Genomic DNA, 18,065 nt, shown 5'->3' with positions numbered 1-18,065 from the left:
CCCCGCGCAACCCGGAAGACAGCTTGAATTATCCTGGCGCCTATTGAAAGCTTTTCTGTCTCGCTTTTAACAATACCGCCTGTTATGGTTGCTCCCTTTTTCATCCTGGATAAATCCGCAATCCCGGACGACGCGACATCCTAAAGGCCCGGAACGGGTGCGCCCCACCTCCTCGTAGCGTTAGTGGATTTCCTTGTTGAGCACATTCTTTATTGATAGAATCGACGTTTGATATTTCAGTTGTCTCTGAAACTCTCACAGCGTCGATTGCGATAGTACGACGGCCTTTTGACGCGCCAAGGAGATGAACTGCCAGAAGTTTACAGGGGGGGTGTGCCCTTTGGGCATGCTGCCGTTGAACTCAAATTAACATTTATGGACTGCTGCGGGGGAACCCTTTTCTCCAAATTCCACTAGATATCGATAAGGATTTCTTATTGGCGGCTGGCGTATTAGTTGCTGTCGTTAGGGAGCCGGAGAAGAATTCAGTCAAGGAGCATTCGTGAGCAAGAAAGTTATCGGGGCATTAATCGTATTTGTCCTGTCGTGGTCAGTCTCGGCTGCACAGGTATCGCCGCAACCGTTGGTTCAGGGCGACGGCTGGCGTCTTGTCCGGTCAATTGAACTCGGAAATTCGGGAAACTATATCCATATGGTCCTGATCGATAGTAAACGGGATATGGACACGGCTGTTTATGGTGCTGCGCTTAGCAAGATATGCAGATCCGAGCCTGACTTCTGCAGGGTCAGATTCTGGAACGAGGAGCGCCTTGTATCCGATTCGATTTCTTTCACTGAAGCCCAGTTTAAGGGGCTGAGGGCCGAATACGTGTTTAACCGTGCGGGATCTGTCCAGGAAATGCGATATGCCTGTACAGTTGTATCAGACAAGAATCAATGTTTTTCACATTGATGAATACAAAATTAATCTGCTAATTGCTTTCTTATGGATCTTTTCCGTTTAGTGTTGCTAGCGTAGTGAGTCGAGATATCGTTACTTAAAAATGACTGGATTGCCGTTATGCTGCGTTGCTCGTCGTTGCATATGAGTAACTATGCGCCTTCAATCCAGGCATTTTTAACATTCCTTCACGGTTTATTCATTTGAACCGGTTTTGTACCGATATCTCTGACTCACTACACTAGCGTAATAATCAAGCATCTGGAGCATTCTGATCAAAAGGAATTTATGCCGCGACAGTTAATAAGCTCAGGTTCCACATTCGAGCAGGAGATTGGCTATTCAAGAGCCGTCGTAGACGGCGATTGGATTTTCGTCTCGGGTACGACCGGCTTCGACTATAGCAAAATGACTATCTCTGATGATGTGGTGGAGCAAGCCGAACAATGTTTCAAGAATATTCAGGCAGCCTTGAACAAGGCGGGAGCCAGTATGCGAGATATTGTCCGGGTAACCTATGTGCTGCCGGACGCCACCGATTTTCCCAAATGCTGGCCGACGCTTCGTAAATATCTGGGCGAGGTTAGACCTGCGGCCATGATGATCTCGGCCGGTCTGTCGGATCCCCGTATGCGGATTGAGATTCAGGTAACTGCCCGTCGCGGCCCAGGGGCCTGAGGCATGATTTGCGATTAATTGGTGATGCGATTTTGTATTGCATTGGGGCGCTGCTAACAATAATCCACTCAAAGGGAGGTAATTAAAATTGGCTTCAACGAACAAGGTCTTTATCAGTTTTGCACTCCGGGATATCAAACTGCGCGATCAACTACTCGAGCAGTTGAATAAGGAGCAAACCGCTTTCTCGTTTGTGGATATGCCTGTCAAGCAGTCGTGGGAGCCCGCCTGGAAGGAAGAGTGCCGGGAGAAAGTTACGGGTTGCGACGGCGTCATCGCCCTTATTACGAAGAATGTTGTCAGGGCTGACGGCCAGTTATGGGAAATACGCTGTGCTTATGAGGGCAGGATGCCTGTGCTGCTACTTCATGGAGATACAGAGAAACTACCTTCCAAACTGCCCGACCCAGTAGGTGAACGCGAGATCGATGCATGGACCTGGCCCACCATTTCCACCTTCCTCAATAGACTCTAGAGTGGGCCCCGCATAGCGTTAGCTGCGGTCCATACCCCACTGTCCCTCAGGCTGCGCTATGGCTGACGGTTACGGCCGGATTTAAAGGGATTGGGCACGCACGGTCCATATTTCGCTGTTTGAGGCCAATTGGAAGCCACGATTGGCTGAAAAGCAGTTCTCCGATCTGCCACGCCATCACATTTTTGCTCCAATTCTTCAAATCGCCGGGCTGCTAGCTTCGCCGCCTGCCTTATTGATCGAGAGCTCGCGAGAGACTTTGCGTCGTGACCTATTTACGGGAATTTTCAGTTTAACACTCGCAAAGCCGCGACACGTTGCTCAATCGTCTGCATCATTTTTCGGTAAGCTGGCGTACCAATTCCGCCAAAACGTCGCTTGAACTCGGCCTCGGACATGAACTCGGGCAAGTCAGACCAGGGCGGCATCAAATCGGAGTCCTGCAGCCCTGATGCAATCCTATATTGAAGTTGTTGCGCTGAGGCTTCGCTTGCCACGGCCTTTTCACCCAATCTTGTACCCGCGCGATCGGCGGCGATGTCATTGAACGAAAAACCACTTCCGGAGCGGGAGTCCTCGATCTCCTTGTACAGTCCGATGACATCGGACAATGCCGTATCAGCGTAGGCAGCGATAGCGGCCGATACCATAAAGTGTTTCGCAAAGTCATCGCGTCCGTCGACCGTAACTGTCCGGTGTACCGGACGAGGCCAGCCAGCTGCCTCTGGAAGGATCTGTTCCAAAGAAATACCGAGAACGTAAAACGTCGTGACTAAGATTGCGGCGCGGTTTTCTGCCCGGGCATTCGCGTTTTCCGGGTTTCCGATTGCGAAACTCACCAATGGCGGTAGAACTTCCGCAAGCCGTACTGACGCGCCGTATTGTCTGCTATTCGTGGCCAGGAGGGATTGATAGCGAAGTAATCGCTTCCGTTCCTCCTCGTCGATGACTGCGGCCCGTACTTCAGTGAGACCTCCCTCCCAACGGTAGTAGATGCTCAATTCGTCTGGTGACATTTTAACCAGCCGGAGCGCATCGAACCCGGTTCGATATTCTGGACTGGACCGTAGCCACCGCACAAGCTGAGGCACAAGCATGTCCGTTAGGGCATCAGGGAGGGCGAGTTTTCCGATATGCACCGATTGAAGTTGTGGGAGCCCGGTTGTCTCGACGAGAGTTGCTTCGAGATTCAAATAGCTGCTGGGCGAAGTGCCGAATACGGGAAGGCTCAGTCGGACGACTGCGTTCTGATCGGCAAACGCTACCTGGGCGCTGCCTTTCGCAAAACGGTGTGCCAGATAATTTGCGGCGAGATCAGCGTCCGCGGGGGTCACGCGGAAAGCGGCAAGCATCCCCGGGTGAACCCAAAAACGATGCTCATCGACGATCTGCTTCGCACGCCCTATATGTTCCGGAGTCAGGATCACCTGACGATCGACACGGGGACGGTCTTCAATAGCCAGAAACAGCGCCGCCGCCAGCGTCAGAGGAATGGCGGACAGCAAGGCAATAATGAAAAGTGGGAGTTTACGCATGGCTCTCCGGAACGGTATCTCTCGGATCATGAATGGAACAGATGAGCGATAAACCAGCATCCGGCGGGCCAAGCGCCACTGCTGTTACCGGTGCGACTTTAATTTTTGAAAATAATAGCGATAGCGCCAGGCATACAAGAACCGCGCGCTTCTGGTGGCCTGCTGGAATAAGGGAAGGTGGCAAACGTGGCTGGACGACAGCTTCTTGGCCGATAGAACAGCTACCGACCTTTAGCCTGGAACCCTCAAACCCTCAAAATCTTCTTCGCCCAGTCATTTTTTGCCTTGGTTCTTTAGCCTGAACCCGCTCTTGCGAACCCATATGCAGGTTCAATCGGCGGCGCACGCCACCCTGTCCTACCAGTATGGTCCATAACCCCATGGCCCATATCCTCCCCAAAACGGACTGCCATATCCGCCGTATCCGAAATAGGGATAGCCATAACCATAGCCACCAAACCCTCTATATCCATAGCCGAAGTAGGGATCATTCCGATAGTAGACTGGCCATAAATGAATGGCTGCGGAAGATACCAGCGGCAACCGGACCGTTTTCTTCCCTATTGTACGTTCGATATCGCCTTTAATTGTTCCCGCAACCGTCACTTCCCTGTCCTTTGCATAGACAGCCGGATCAAGAAACTCGGAACTTTTAATGACAAAGCGCCCGTCGGTTTGTTTATTCAGCTGCGGACGCCCGTAAGAATTGAGAGGGTAAGACAATACCTGCAGCAGAGTGTGGTTCTCTTCATTTTCCACGTCGACGATGACCCCGCCCCATCGCACAGATGTTTCCTTGTAAGTGCTCAGGTTACGGCTTGCCTGGCTATAGGTAACATCAGTCACGGGCACTTCTCTGACTCTTTCGGGCAGTCCAGAGCAAGCGCTCAATAGTAAACAGATTGACAATAAATACGGTCTCATGCTTTTCCCCTCAATTATGAAAATGTAATGCGGGTTTTACACATGGATCTTCGAGTGTATTTGTAAGCTTGACGAGCACGACCTAGAAAGAAAACGCTAACGGAAGCACTACTTATAAGACATTTATAGCAGATGATGATTCCGGTATCCAATAAATAATCAGGACGAGTTTCAGCCTGATGGCTGGCCCCCCGGTCTCGTCCGCGACATTGTGGCTATCATTTCGCGGTAAACCAGATATCACCATACCATGCCGTTGCGGTAGCGCCTGTGTTGTCACTGTCGGTCATGATCGCCACGGCATCTACGCGGCCCGGTTCTTCGCCGAACAGACGCTGATAATCGGCGCGCACGTCGCGTTGCTCACTGACCCACTGGCCGACACGGCCGGAACCCGACTCTACCGCGATCATGCCCGCGTTACCGGTGTAGGCATTGGGCCAACTGCTGCCCGCAGGTTGTTTGCCCGACCACACGTAGTTGATGGCGCGCGTGCGCCAGAACAGCAATCCCCCGGAAAAGACCACATAGATGCGCGCGGGATAATCATCCCCGGCGCGGGTACGTTCGTCCGCGCCCGCCAGTACGTTGCCGACTTTCCATGTCCAATTAAGGACAGGCGTCCTGCCGAGATCGATACTTACCTCGCGATAGAGCCCTGAAGCAGCGCCGCTGCTGTCGGCGCGCATGACGCTCCGTCCATCCGTGTTTTCCAAAGAATAGCGAGTTTTGCCGGTAAACGCTTTGGCTTGCCAGCCGCTCAGGTCGCCTCGCGAAAAAAGTGCGACGTCAATACGCTCGCCAGCCGCCCATGACAGAACCGGCAAGCAGGCCACAATCCAACATAGCACCTTGAGCATGCGCTTCTCCATATAGGCAGCCTGTCTGACGTAAAGGAAATCGGCTGCCGCCAGACGCTCCCGGCAGGTGTTGAGTGTAACATCCAGGATGTCCTTGCGGTGGCCCTCCACCGCCGTGGACGGGTTACGCAACCCGGTCGAGAGAACGAACGAAGGTTGTTGGTTTGGCGTTACATGCGGGATAAAGTAGCGCAGAAATTGACAATCGAGGAACTCGCTTCCTTTATCACAATCGAACCCGACAGGTAACGCGTGCTCAGCCGTCTCGATCTGGTCTAACCGGATCACGTGAACTGTTGGGGGTAGCTATAATTCTCCGTTGGTTTGATCACCAACAATTCGAGACAATATATCCTCCGGTCAGACTCTCGTTTGTTTTTTTTGTCGATATAAGTCGTATCTGGGATTGAATGTGAATTTGCATGCATGAAAAGTTATAATGCCGATTCAATCAGCTTCCGAAAATCTGGAAATTAATTCTATGCGTTCTATGCCAAAACTGCTGTTCCAAAGAAGCCCCACCCTATCCGGTGATGACGTGGCCGCAAAGCGTGAGGAGATACGCGCTTATTTTCATACCACCCTCGACCGCTATGAGCAGCTTTTCGAGACGTTGCGGGACGACGAGGCTTATTTCAAGAAATCGATACCGTTGCGCCACCCCCTGATCTTCTATCTGGGTCATACGTCAACCTTCTTTATCAACAAATTGTTGCTTGCCGGATTGATCACGGAACGAATTAATCCCAGGCTGGAATCCATGTTCGCGGTCGGGGTCGACGAGATGAGCTGGGACGACTTGAATACCGAGCATTATGACTGGCCGTCTGTTGGAGAGGTGCGTAATTACCGCAATGCGGTACGTAGTATCGTCGACCGGCTTATCAATGAGACCCCGCTGACCTTGCCGATAGGCTGGGACAACCCGTGGTGGACCATCCTGATGGGTATCGAGCACGAGCGTATTCATCTGGAAACTTCTTCGGTATTAATCCGGCAGCACGCGCTTGAGCGCATCAGGTCGCATCTCGCATGGGCTCCTTGCCGGAAATCGGGTAAAGCGCCGCAAAACCAGTTAATCGGCGTACCAGCGGGAATAGTGAATCTTGGCAAGAACAAGATTGATCCTGCCTATGGCTGGGACAATGAGTATGGCCGCCGGGTGGCCGATGTTCCGGCTTTTCAGGCGGGTAAGTACTTGGTGAGCAATCAAGAATTTCTCCCCTTCGTCCAGGCAAACGGCTATGGCACGGAAAGCTGCTGGGAAGAGGAGGGCCGTGCCTGGCAACGTCACACTCGTGCCGAACACCCTACTTTCTGGCGCAGGCATGGGACCGGGTGGCGGCTGCGCTCGATGACCGAAGAGATCCCCATGCCCTGGGACTGGCCGGTAGAGGTGAATTATCATGAAGCCAAAGCCTTCTGTAACTGGAAAGCGGCGGCCACCGGCCAACCCTTCCGGTTACCGACGGAAGATGAGTGGTATCGCCTCTACGATGTAGCTGGGTTGTCCGAAGTCCCTCAGACCGAACCAGCGGCAGCGAATATCCATCTCGACCACTCTGCCTCCAGTCATCCCGTCAATGAATTTTCTCACGGAGAGTTCTATGATGTGGTCGGCAACGTCTGGCAGTGGACGGAAACGCCGATCTATCCGTTTGAGGGCTTCGATATCCATCCGCATTACGACGATTTCACTACCCCGACATTCGATGGCCGGCATAACATCATGAAGGGCGGATCCTGGATTTCAAGTGGCAACGAGTCGCTGAAAAGTGCCCGTTATGCTTTTCGTCGTCATTTTTTCCAGCACGCCGGGTTCCGTTATGTGGTTGCCGACGCGCCCGCCATCCAGCATGACTCTCATTATGAAACCGACAAGCTGCTCTCGGAGTATGCCGAGTTCCACTACGGGGATGAGTATTTTGGCATTCCCAATTTTCCGAAGGCGCTCGCTGAACTGGCTATCAGCGCCATGCGGGACAAACCTGCGCATAAGGCGCTTGACCTTGGTTGTGCCTCGGGGCGCGCTACTTTCGAACTTGCACGCCATTTCGACGACGTGACCGGGGTCGATTTCTCCGCCCGCTTCATCGGCCAGGGTGTCCAGCTTGCGGGGCAGGGAGTGTTGCGCTATACGCTGACGGACGAGGGAGATCTGGTTTTTTACAAGGAGCGTACGCTGACCGGTCTTGGCCTCGATACCGTCAGGCACAAGGTAAAGTTTTACCAAGGTGATGCCTGTAACCTCAAACCCCTATTCAGCGGCTATGACCTGATTCTTGCGGCCAACCTGATCGATCGCCTTTATGATCCAGCGAAGCTCCTGGCAACCATTCATACCCGCCTCAACCCGGGCGGCCTATTGATGCTCGCCTCACCTTACACATGGTTGGAGGAACATACCAAGCGGGAAGCATGGATTGGCGGATTCAAGCGCGATGGGGAAAGCTTCAGTACCCTGGATGGCTTGAAAGAGGTCCTGGGTAGTCATTTCAAGCTGATTCACGGCCCGCAGGAGGTACCCTTTGTCATCCGCGAAACGCGGCGGAAATTCCAGCACACGCTCTCGGAGGTGACGATCTGGGAGAGAGTTGCTTGAACAGTGGATGCCTTTCGAACCATGACTTCAACAGCGACATTAATCGCGCCGGGACCGCCAGCCTCAAATATGACGGGCGGCAAACCATGTTCGGTACAGCGGAGGTTATTCCGCTATGGGTAGCGGATATGGATTTTGCCGCACCCCAAGCCGTGACCCGGGCGCTTGCGGAACGTGCCGCCCACCCCGTATATGGTTATACAGTCTACCCGGACAGCTTGTACGAGTCGTTGATAGACTGGTTGAGGAGACGCCATGATTGGGAAGTGCAGCGTGAATGGATCGTAATGTGCCCCGGCGTGGTGCCATCGCTCCATGCCGCTGTGATGGCTTTTGCCGAATCGGGGGACTCTGTCATCGTGCAGCCGCCGGTATATTTTCCCTTTTTTTCGGCTGTCACCAGTACCGGCAGACAGCTGGCTCATAACCCGCTGCGTCTAGCAAATAACCGCTATAGTATTGACTTCGATCACCTGGAACAATGCGCCGCAGAAGCCCGATTGCTATTGCTATGTTCTCCGCATAACCCCGTCGGCAGGGTATGGAGCAAGCAGGAGCTGGAATGTGTTCTGAGAATCGCCAGGAAACACGATCTGGTCATATTCTCGGATGAAATCCATGCCGATCTGGTTTATGCCGGAAACAAACATCATACGCTGTCGACACTGGCGGGAACGTTGGGAGAAAGTGCTCCGCATATCATAACCGCCGTTGCGCCCAGCAAGACATTCAATATACCCGGTCTGAATCTTTCCACTCTCGTCGTGCCTGATCCGGGGTGTCGCAGAGCACTTGTCCAGGCATTCGAGGCCATGCACGTCAGCGCAGCGAATCCTTTCAGTATTGCCGCGTTCGAGGCGGCATACCGGGAAGGTGAGGCATGGCTGGAGGCATTACTGGTTTATCTCCGGCAAAGCCGGGACTATGTCGCGGAGTATTTGACCGCCCACCTTCCTGAAATCCGGCTTATCGAACCGGAGGGCACCTATCTGCTGTGGCTGGATTGCAGGGCGCTGAAGGCTGAATTGGGAATAAATGATGCGGAACTCAGGCATTTCTTTGTGCATGAGGCCGGCGTAGGCATGAGCCCGGGCACGTTGTTCGGCGAGGCCGGCAGCGGCTTCATGCGCATGAATATTGGCGCCCCGCGACATATCATCAAGACGGCTCTCGAAGGTATCAAAAAAGCCGAACGTGGGGCGAGGCAGAGAACAACTTCTGCCCGATCTCTCTGAAAACCTAAATCGAGGGTTTCCACTCTCGGCTTGCCTACCAGCCTGTCCGGCTTAGAGGAGCTCAGCAGAAAAATGTCTAGCCGTTCATTTTACTTCTTCGGTTAATAGCAACACCTATTGGCCTTCAAAATTCCCAATATCTGCTTCATCTCATTTTGCTTCGATTCTTTTAAGTCCGCCAAGCTGTAAAGTTAACTGTTTTGTCGCACGGCCTTATTTCCTTGCAAGAACCAGGAATCGTTTGCTTTAGAGATACGTGCTGCGTCAACATCCGGTGCGCATATACGTTATTCTTTTGGTGAACAGTGCGTGATGAAACGATTCAGTCATTTTTTAGCAGCATAGCCGAGATCCAGGTTCGATGATGTCAAGCCCCCAGCTTCCCTCGGTTTCCTCCCCTAGCGCCTGGTCCCGCATTGCATCGCCACCCCTGCCTTCCGTTTGGTCTGCACAAGTTGAATCCGGCTTTCCGATAAAGAAAAGGTGCTTGCCTGGATGGAAACCGATCTCGATGCCCAACTGTATTTTACGCCCGGGTTGATAGTTGTGACCGATCAACGCTTGATGGCAAGCACGCGGAGTGAGGCGCTTTGGCTAGACTGGGTTTATCGACCCGGGCTGGCACTGGTGCGCTACGATCAGGCCGGTATCGGCAGCCTGGAGCTGCTTGACACGAATTCGCTGCTTGCCCGCTGGCGCTACACGCTTGGCGGTGACACCACAGCCGCTCGTCTGATCGAGCATTTCACGCAGCAACTTAGTTACCAAATCAATGGGGTGCCGCCCCCACCGCCTGCGGAGGTCCTGTGTCCTCAATGCCATAGGGTACTTGATTCACCGCTGTTGCCGGGCCAGGAAGAGTGCGCGGTGTGCAGCCGGGAAAGCCATGTGCCGCCCCCCTCGATGTGGATACTGTTTCGTTTGTGGCGTTTTGCCAAGCCTTATAAGTGGCGTCTGCTTGCTGGTTTTCTGCTGACACTGGGTAGCACCGCGGCAACGCTGGTGCCCCCTTATCTGACGATGCCGCTGATGGATAACGTTCTGATTCCTCACCAGAACGGCAAGCCGATAAATAGTGAACTTGTCACGTTTTATCTCACCGGTCTGCTCGGTGCCGCGATGCTCGCCTGGGTGCTCGGTTGGGCACGCACCTATATGCTGGCGCTGGTCTCGGAACGTATAGGCGCGGACTTGCGTACCGCCACCTACGAACATCTCCTCACACTCTCGCAGGAATATTTTGGCGGCAAACGCACCGGCGACCTTATGGCGCGTACGGCTCTGAAACCGATCGCATCAATGTTTTTATTTCGCTGCATCTGCTCGACTTCGCTACCGATGTGTTGATGATCGGCATGACAATTGTAATCCTGGTCTCGATCGATCCCTGGCTGGCTCTGGTGACTTGCTGCCCCTGCCGATCATCGCATGGCTGATCCACCTGGTACGCGACAGATTGCGCACGGGGTTCGAAAAGGTTGACCGCGTTTGGGCCGAGGCAGCAGACCGAGATCCTCGGCGACGCTTTCGATGAGGTGGTGCTTTATCAGGATCAAGGTCAGCGGGGCCGTGCTGACGGGGAAGTGCTTGGCTTGTTGCGGCAAGGCTTGGAGAATGCAAAGCGCGCCCGCGATGTCAAGGAAATCCGTGGTGAACTTGTGGCCATCGACGCTGCGTTCGCCAGCCTGAAAGCGGGCGAGCTATGCCTTATTCTTGTCGATCAAGTAGAGGAAGCGCTCGGCTACATCACTAAGCGGGTCATCGCGGGTTAAATGCTGCTATTTTTTTCCGCTTCCGATTGCTGGAAGTGGCCAGTTTTTGCGTTCGATACATGCATCGCGCGTTTCGATCCTGGCTGTAACGGTAACCTTAATTGCAATTTTCCGGGGTTAATCATAAACTGAACCGGATGGAAAGCTGGAAGGCTGAGTTCGCTTAGCATCCTGCTTGATGTGGTGTGCTAACTAAAAAAGGAGAAGAATCATGGCCGGAGATAGCATTTATCGGATAACGGAGATCGTCGGAACCAGCAAGGTATCCTGGGAGGATGCGGCGAAGAACGCCGTCAAGGCCGCATCAAAAACTCTCAGAGATTTACGGGTTGCCGAGATAGTAAAGCTTGACATGGTTGTTGAGAATGGGAAAGTGACCGCATATCGCGCAAGAGTCAATCTGTCTTTCAAATACGAAACCAAAAGTAAATAGCCAGAGGTTTAACCAGTAAAAAAGGCGCGAACTGCGCGCCTTTTTGTCTCCTTCCTTTTACTACCGACTTACGGAAGACTTACAGGGCTGCGGCTGCTTCTTCCTCAAACTGAAGTGTCACCTTGTTATCCGCATCGATATCCACCGTTACCCTGCCGCCGCTCGCAAGACGTCCGAACAGCAACTCATCCGCCAAGGCGCTGCGAATGGTGTCCTGAATAAGCCGCGCCATCGGGCGTGCGCCCATGAGAGGATCGGCGCCGTTTTTGGCGAGATACTCCCTCAGTGCATCGGTGAATATCGCCTCCACTTTCTTTTCATGCAACTGTGCTTCAAGCTGCATCAGGAATTTATCCACAACGCGCAGGATCACATCTCTATCCAGAGAGGCAAAGGAGATGATCGCATCCAGCCGGTTACGGAATTCGGGTGTGAACATGCGTTTGATGTCGCCCATTTCATCACCTGCCTGCGCGGCCTTGGTGAAGCCCATGGAAGCTTTGGTTAACGACTCGGCGCCGGCATTGGTGGTCATCACAATCACGACGTTGCGAAAATCCGCCTTGCGGCCATTATTGTCCGTCAGAGTACCGTGATCCATCACCTGCAACAGGATATTAAAAATATCCGGATGGGCCTTTTCAATTTCGTCCAACAGCAGTACCGAATAGGGTTGCTTGATGATGGCCTCGGTGAGCAAACCACCCTGATCAAAGCCAACATACCCAGGCGGCGCGCCGATCAAGCGCGACACCGCATGCCGCTCCATGTACTCAGACATATCGAAGCGATGCAAATGAATGCCTAGTGCATAAGCAAGTTGCCGCGCCACCTCGGTTTTCCCCACTCCGGTCGGGCCGGAAAAAAGGAATGAACCGACTGGTTTTTGCGGATTGCCCAAGCCGCTTCTTGCCATTTTGATCGCAGCGGTCAGCGCATTGATGGCCCTGTCCTGCCCGAATACCACTGCCTTCAGGTCACGGTCAAGCGTCTTCAGCGTATTGCGGTCGTCGCTGGAGACATTTTGCGCCGGAATGCGTGCAATTTTGGCGATGATGTCCTCAATCTCGTGTTTACTGATAACCTTGCGTTGTTTCGACTTGGGCAGGATACGCTGCGCGGCCCCGGCCTCGTCGATCACGTCTATCGCTTTGTCGGGAAGATGACGATCATTGATGAAGCGTGCCGACAATTCCGCGGCGGTGCTCAGCGCAACAGCCGTATATTTGACGCCGTGATGCGCTTCATAGCGGGGTTTCAGCCCGCGCAGGATGGCAACGGTTTCTTCCACGCTAGGCTCAAGCACATCGATTTTCTGAAAGCGGCGGGATAAGGCATGATCCTTTTCAAAAATCCCCCGATATTCGCTGTATGTCGTGGCGCCGATGCATTTCAATTGCCCAGTGTTGAGTATCGGTTTAAGAAGATTGGAAGCGTCGAGGGTACCGCCGGATGCTGCTCCCGCACCGATCAAGGTGTGAATTTCATCAATGAACAGGATCGCGTGAGAACTGTCGAGCAGCTGTTTCAGCACCGCCTTCAGGCGCTGCTCGAAATCGCCGCGGTATTTGGTACCGGCAAGTAACGCACCCATATCCAGGGCGTAAACCTGGTGGCGCGAAAGAACCTCGGGAACCTCATTTTCGATTATTCGCCGCGCCAATCCTTCGGCGATGGCCGTTTTACCGACTCCCGCTTCACCCACCAGCAATGGATTATTTTTGCGGCGCCGGCACAATGTTTGTATCAGGCGTTCCAATTCTTTCTCGCGCCCAATCAATGGATCGATCTTGCCCGCGAGTGCCTGGGTATTCAGATTCACGGCGTAGCTTTCCAGTGCGCCGCCTGCGCCCAGGTCCTGGTCGGTATCACCCTCGCTTTCAGTTTTGGCGCTGCTGCCCTGCGGTACCTTGCTGATACCGTGGGAAATGTAATTCACCACATCGAGCCGGGTCACGCCTTTCTGATGCAGAAAATACACCGCATGGGAGTCCTTCTCGCCGAATATGGCGACCAGGACGTTAGCGCCGGTGACTTCTTTTTTTCCAGAAGACTGCACATGCAGGATCGCGCGCTGTATCACACGCTGAAAACCAAGTGTAGGCTGCGTATCCACTTCCCCGCTGCCCCCTACCGTTGGTGTGTTCTCGGTGACATGTTCCGCCAGCAACCTGCGCAAGTCGTCGATATCGACGGAACATGCACGCAGTACCTCGGCGGCGGTGGGGTTGTCGAGCATCGCCAGCAACAAGTGTTCCACCGTAATGAATTCGTGGCGCTTCTGCCGTGATTCGACAAATGCCATGTGTAAACTGACTTCCAGCTCTTGAGCAATCATTTCAGGTCTCCTCCATCACGCACCTAAGCGGATGTTGATGCTGCCTTGCAAATGTAACCACCTGCTCAACCTTGGCGGTGGCCACATCGTTGGGATATACCCCACATACGCCCGCTCCTTCTATATGAACTTTGAGCATGATTTGCGTTGCCTGTTCGCGATTCATTGAAAAAAAAGTTTGCAGCACGGCCACTACGAAATCCATGGGTGTGAAATCATCATTCAGCAAAAGTACCTTAAACATTGGCGGCGGCTTGAGTTTACTCTTTTTAGCCTCCAGTACAACGTCTCCATGATCTCCGTTTTCCATGATTTTTTATCTCACTGTTCATCTGTCCTAGAGCACAAATATAACCAAATGAGCTTCTGTCGATATATTTGATGATTACACCGAAATATTCAAGTACCTTGGGAAAATTATTCTATTGCAATTTTACAAAATAAGTGCATGACTACTTGACTTGAACATCGGATTTGCGTAAAACGGCTCTTGGCGTTTGGCTTCAAGTTCTCTGCAGTACCGGTTACAGCCGTTTTGCGGTCTTGAAACTCAAACAGTATTCGGGTTTCCGGCCCGGTTTTTTATAGGAAGCAAAAATGGCAACAGGTACAGTGAAATGGTTCAATGACTCCAAGGGTTTTGGTTTTATCACCCCGGATGACGGCAGCGAAGATTTATTTGCCCACTTCTCCGCGATCAATATGTCCGGGTTCAAAACGCTAAAGGAAGGTCAGAAAGTGAGCTTCGAAGTCACTCAGGGACCCAAGGGCAAGCAAGCATCAAATATTCAGTCCGCCTAACGATCTCCCGCTGTCGCGGTCAGCCGTGATCAGTCTGTTATCACAGGATTATATAAACCCCTTGCGTTGAAAAGCGGCAAGGGGTTTTTTTCAGGGAAGCTCCACAAAAAGATCAGGTGGCCGATCCCTCGTGGATCATTGGCTAAACAAAAGAGAGCAGTCGACCGCTGTATCCAGTTTCAAGTCATGCACTCAATCAGCGCTTCGCCAAATGCCGAACACGAGACTTTTCGGGCATCGGTCATCTGCCGCGCGAAGTCATAAGTCACGATTTTGTCCTGGATGGTTTTCTCCATCGCATGGATTATCAGATCCGCAGCTTCGATCCATCCCATATGCCTCAGCATCATTTCCGCCGAAAGGATGATTGATCCCGGATTAACCTGATCCTTCCCGGCGTATTTTGGGGCGGTACCGTGAGTTGCCTCGAATATGGCAACCGAATCACTGAGGTTTGCGCCCGGCGCGATGCCGATACCCCCCACTTGTGCCGCCAGGGCGTCGGAAATATAGTCGCCATTCAGATTCAATGTTGCAATTACATCGTATTCCTCGGGGCGCAACAAAATCTGTTGCAGAAAAGCATCAGCGATCACGTCTTTGATAATAATCCCACCCTTGTCGGCCGGGAGCTTCATCCATGGCCCGCCCTCAAGCAGACTGGCTCCAAATTCTCTTGCGGCCAGCGCATAGCCCCAATTTTTGAACGCTCCCTCGGTGAATTTCATTATGTTGCCCTTGTGCACCAGGGTAACCGAGCGGCGCTTGTTATCTATCGCATACTGGATAGCCTTATGCACCAGCCGCTCGGTGCCTTCGCGCGATACCGGCTTAACGCCGATTCCCGATGTCTGCGGAAAACGAATTTTGGTGACATCCATTTCCGTCATTAAAAAGTTGATGATTTTTTTTGCATTTTCCGACTCAGCCTCCCATTCAATGCCGGCGTAAATGTCTTCCGAATTCTCGCGGAAAATCACCATGGCTGTTTTTTCCGGATTCTTTAGCGGGCTTGGCACGCCCTGAAAATAGCGCACAGGACGCAGGCATAGATAGAGATCAAGTTTCTGGCGCAGGGCCACGTTAATGGAACGAATGCCACCGCCCACAGGTGTTGTCAGCGGCCCCTTGATGGAGACGACGTATTCCCTTGCGGCTTCCAGCGTTTCATCGGGGAGCCAGACGTTCTCGCCGTACACTTGGTTGGATTTCTCGCCGGCGTAAATTTCCATCCAGGAAATCTTGCGCGCGCCGTCATAAGCCCTGCGTACCGCCGCATCCACGACTTGTTTCATCACCGGCGTAATGTCCACTCCGATTCCGTCCCCTTCGATGAACGGAATAACAGGGTTATCCGGCACGCTCAACGAAAAATCTTCATTGACTCGGATTTTTTTTCCTTCGGACGGGGTCCTGATGTGCTGGTACATGGTATCTCCCAATGATTAGTCTGGCGGGTCGGAGTGAGTGGAGGTTCGCAAACAAAAAAACAATATATTTTACTCGTTTTAAAGTGGCGTTAATGTGCTTTGCTTCTAATGCGTTCTTTATCCTTGATTGGAACGTCAAAGCCGGAATCATTAGTGTCACGTCCGGCGGATGCAGCGACGCAAACGCATTTAACCTCTGGGGCGCCGTCATCCGCTAAAATCGGTGTACGACCGTCTGTGAATAAAAAATATGGAAAGGGAAAAGAAACGCCGGAAGGAAGAATATAGTCAAGAGTTGCCTGACGTTTGTAGCCACTACCGGTACAAAGAGGCAGAGTTTCGCCGTGCTCTCTCCCCGCTCTTCCTCTTTATTTCTTTCTGGTGGTCAAGGCGATACAATGCGGGCCTGTTTCAATTCCGGTTCAGGTCTGCTTTGCCACGCTTCGCTGTTGTTGCCATCGCTGACGGCGACGAGCCTTCGCATAAGCTTTTATAAAAAAATAGGGGGTTAAGATATCATGATGTGGAAGCCAAATGTCACGGTTGCGGCTGTCGTTGAGCAGGGCGGAAAGTATCTGCTGGTTGAGGAGCAAACAAGTAACGGTATCCTATTCAATCAGCCGGCCGGGCATCTGGAACCGGATGAATCCATCATTCAGGGCGCGATTCGGGAAACCCTGGAAGAAACCGGTTATACGTTTGTCCCGCAATGGGTGCTGGGCATTTACCACTGGCATTCCCATGCTGACAACACTACCTATCTTCGCTTTGCTTTTACCGGTTCAGTTGTTGACCATGACCCCAGTCGTGCGCTCGACGCGGGAATATTGCGTGTTGGATGGTTTGGCGTGGATGAAATCTACGAAACGACTTATTGTCACCGGAGTCCACTGGTGATGAGATGTGTGGCGGATCACCTGGCGGGCAAGCGCTATTCGTTGGAAATTCTTACGCATTACGATTGAAAAATCAAAGATGAGCAAGCGGCGTGTGGTAGTCGGGCTGTCGGGCGGGGTTGATTCATCCGTCGCGGCGCTGCTGTTAAAGCAACAGGGCTACGAAGTCATTGGTCTCTTCATGAAGAATTGGGAAGACGACGATACCGATGACTATTGCTCGTCCCGCCAGGATTTGATCGATGCCGCATCAGTGGCGGATATCATCGAAATCCCTTTGGAGGCAGTCAATTTCTCGGCCGAATATAAGGAGCGGGTATTTAGCCGGTTCCTTGCCGAGTATAAAGCCGGGCGAACACCGAATCCCGATGTATTGTGCAATGCCGAGATCAAATTCAAGGCGTTTCTTGATCACGCCACCGGTCTTGGCGCCGACTATATCGCCACGGGACATTATGCCCAGGTGCGCGAAATAAATGGCATGTTTCAACTGCTGAAAGGCGAGGACGGGACCAAGGACCAGAGCTATTTTCTTTATCGTTTGAACCAGAAGCAGTTATCCAGAACGCTATTTCCTATTGGTCATCTTTATAAACGCGATGTACGTCAAATCGCCAGGGATCATGAATTGCCGAATTTCTCCAAGAAAGACAGTACCGGAATTTGTTTTATCGGCGAACGTCCGTTCAGGGAATTTCTCAATCGTTACTTACCGCATGAGCCGGGGGAAATACAAACGCCGGATGGCGCCGTCCTGGGCAGGCATCTGGGGCTGATGTACTACACGATTGGCCAACGGCAGGGATTGGGCATCGGCGGAACGAGAGACGGCGACGGCGAACCCTGGTTCGTTTCGGCGAAGAATGTGGCACAAAATATCCTGATAGTGGTACAAGGCCATGACCATCCCGATTTATTCCGGCCGGCGCTCACCGCCGTCGATCTGACATGGATAAGCGGCAGTGCGCCACATTGCAATTGGGTTTACGCCGCCAAGACCCGTTACCGTCAGGTGGATGCGCCCTGCGCAATTACGTCTATCGATGATGGCCAGTGCAAAATCGAATTCGCGCAGCCCCAGTGGGCTGTCACACCGGGCCAATCAGTAGTCGTTTATGAAAGCAAGGTATGCCTTGGAGGAGGAGTGATTGCCGGATGACTATTCCCGCTGCTTGTTATCTCAAC

At 52.6% G+C, this 18,065-nt stretch carries 17 protein-coding genes and 1 pseudogene; 12 read left to right on the top strand and 6 right to left on the bottom strand.

Features of this window, described 5'->3' with window-relative positions; translation table 11 throughout:
- Positions 1–502 precede the first annotated feature (502 nt).
- The 3 genes from BLP45_RS07850 (at position 503) to BLP45_RS07840 (ending at position 2,054) form a co-directional block, all read left to right on the top strand.
- Positions 503–913 (top strand): hypothetical protein, encoded by a 411-nt coding sequence (locus tag BLP45_RS07850; protein ID WP_090371468.1) that lies wholly within the window; start codon positions 503–505, stop codon positions 911–913.
- Positions 914–1,189: 276 nt separating this feature from the next.
- Positions 1,190–1,579: a RidA family protein gene (locus BLP45_RS07845; RefSeq protein ID WP_090371466.1), complete on the top strand. Its 390-nt coding sequence runs from the start codon at positions 1,190–1,192 to the stop codon at positions 1,577–1,579.
- Positions 1,580–1,667: 88 nt separating this feature from the next.
- The gene (locus BLP45_RS07840; RefSeq protein ID WP_090371464.1) at positions 1,668–2,054 is read left to right on the top strand and encodes a TIR domain-containing protein; all 387 of its coding nucleotides are present in this window, start codon (positions 1,668–1,670) and stop codon (positions 2,052–2,054) included.
- Positions 2,055–2,341: 287 nt separating this feature from the next.
- Here BLP45_RS07840 and BLP45_RS07835 read toward each other — a convergent pair whose 3' ends face one another.
- Complete coding sequence (locus BLP45_RS07835) at positions 2,342–3,589, bottom strand: hypothetical protein (RefSeq protein ID WP_090371462.1); 1,248 nt, start codon at positions 3,587–3,589, stop codon at positions 2,342–2,344.
- Positions 3,590–3,621: 32 nt separating this feature from the next.
- Between BLP45_RS07835 and BLP45_RS14380 the strand changes: the two genes are divergently transcribed.
- Complete coding sequence (locus BLP45_RS14380) at positions 3,622–3,891, top strand: hypothetical protein (protein WP_143002422.1); 270 nt, start codon at positions 3,622–3,624, stop codon at positions 3,889–3,891.
- A 55-nt stretch (positions 3,892–3,946) separates the two neighbouring features.
- Here the strand turns inward: BLP45_RS14380 and BLP45_RS07830 are convergent, their stop codons facing one another.
- On the bottom strand, positions 3,947–4,513 hold the full coding sequence (locus tag BLP45_RS07830) for a Slp family lipoprotein (RefSeq protein ID WP_090371460.1): 567 nt from the start codon (positions 4,511–4,513) through the stop codon (positions 3,947–3,949).
- A gap of 218 nt (positions 4,514–4,731) precedes the next feature.
- Complete coding sequence (locus BLP45_RS07825; protein WP_256327743.1) at positions 4,732–5,661, bottom strand: DUF3047 domain-containing protein; 930 nt, start codon at positions 5,659–5,661, stop codon at positions 4,732–4,734.
- Positions 5,662–5,854: 193 nt separating this feature from the next.
- On the opposite strand from BLP45_RS07825, the gene ovoA reads away from it, so the two are divergent.
- From ovoA to BLP45_RS07800, 5 genes and pseudogenes are all read left to right on the top strand, one after another.
- A complete protein-coding gene (ovoA, locus tag BLP45_RS07820) occupies positions 5,855–7,975 on the top strand; it encodes a 5-histidylcysteine sulfoxide synthase (protein WP_090371570.1) in 2,121 nt (706 codons plus the stop codon).
- A complete protein-coding gene (locus BLP45_RS07815; protein ID WP_256327742.1) occupies positions 7,972–9,210 on the top strand; it encodes a MalY/PatB family protein in 1,239 nt (412 codons plus the stop codon). The genes ovoA and BLP45_RS07815 overlap by 4 nt, the downstream gene beginning before the upstream one ends.
- 495 nt (positions 9,211–9,705) lie before the next feature.
- Positions 9,706–10,557, top strand: a complete 852-nt coding sequence (locus BLP45_RS07810; RefSeq protein ID WP_371128741.1) for an ABC transporter transmembrane domain-containing protein — start codon at positions 9,706–9,708, stop codon at positions 10,555–10,557.
- A gap of 149 nt (positions 10,558–10,706) precedes the next feature.
- Positions 10,707–10,982: pseudogene (locus tag BLP45_RS07805) on the top strand (cyanophycin synthetase); the annotation flags it as partial.
- A gap of 211 nt (positions 10,983–11,193) precedes the next feature.
- The gene (locus BLP45_RS07800; protein WP_090371456.1) at positions 11,194–11,415 is read left to right on the top strand and encodes a dodecin family protein; all 222 of its coding nucleotides are present in this window, start codon (positions 11,194–11,196) and stop codon (positions 11,413–11,415) included.
- Positions 11,416–11,494: 79 nt separating this feature from the next.
- Here BLP45_RS07800 and clpA read toward each other — a convergent pair whose 3' ends face one another.
- Positions 11,495–13,753, bottom strand: coding sequence for an ATP-dependent Clp protease ATP-binding subunit ClpA (clpA, locus tag BLP45_RS07795; protein WP_090371454.1), 2,259 nt, complete (start codon positions 13,751–13,753; stop codon positions 11,495–11,497).
- A 1-nt stretch (position 13,754) separates the two neighbouring features.
- Positions 13,755–14,063: an ATP-dependent Clp protease adapter ClpS gene (clpS, locus tag BLP45_RS07790; RefSeq protein WP_090371453.1), complete on the bottom strand. Its 309-nt coding sequence runs from the start codon at positions 14,061–14,063 to the stop codon at positions 13,755–13,757.
- 287 nt (positions 14,064–14,350) lie between these two features.
- Between clpS and BLP45_RS07785 the strand changes: the two genes are divergently transcribed.
- On the top strand, positions 14,351–14,554 hold the full coding sequence (locus tag BLP45_RS07785) for a cold-shock protein (RefSeq protein ID WP_004174375.1): 204 nt from the start codon (positions 14,351–14,353) through the stop codon (positions 14,552–14,554).
- 179 nt (positions 14,555–14,733) lie between these two features.
- On the opposite strand, the gene icd is transcribed toward BLP45_RS07785, so the two are convergent.
- The gene (gene icd, locus BLP45_RS07780) at positions 14,734–15,984 is read right to left on the bottom strand and encodes an NADP-dependent isocitrate dehydrogenase (protein ID WP_090371451.1); all 1,251 of its coding nucleotides are present in this window, start codon (positions 15,982–15,984) and stop codon (positions 14,734–14,736) included.
- A gap of 518 nt (positions 15,985–16,502) precedes the next feature.
- Here icd and BLP45_RS07765 point away from each other — a divergent pair.
- Both BLP45_RS07765 and mnmA read left to right on the top strand, forming a co-directional pair.
- Positions 16,503–16,949, top strand: coding sequence for an NUDIX hydrolase (locus tag BLP45_RS07765; RefSeq protein WP_090371445.1), 447 nt, complete (start codon positions 16,503–16,505; stop codon positions 16,947–16,949).
- Between the two features lie 10 nt (positions 16,950–16,959).
- Positions 16,960–18,039, top strand: coding sequence for a tRNA 2-thiouridine(34) synthase MnmA (gene mnmA, locus BLP45_RS07760; protein ID WP_090371443.1), 1,080 nt, complete (start codon positions 16,960–16,962; stop codon positions 18,037–18,039).
- Positions 18,040–18,065: the final 26 nt, after the last annotated feature.

Origin of the sequence: Nitrosospira sp. Nl5 (assembly GCF_900102495.1) — a bacterium.
GTDB lineage: Bacteria > Pseudomonadota > Gammaproteobacteria > Burkholderiales > Nitrosomonadaceae > Nitrosospira.
Note: the sequence above shows the minus strand (reverse complement) of the source record. Positions and strands in the feature narration are given on the sequence as shown.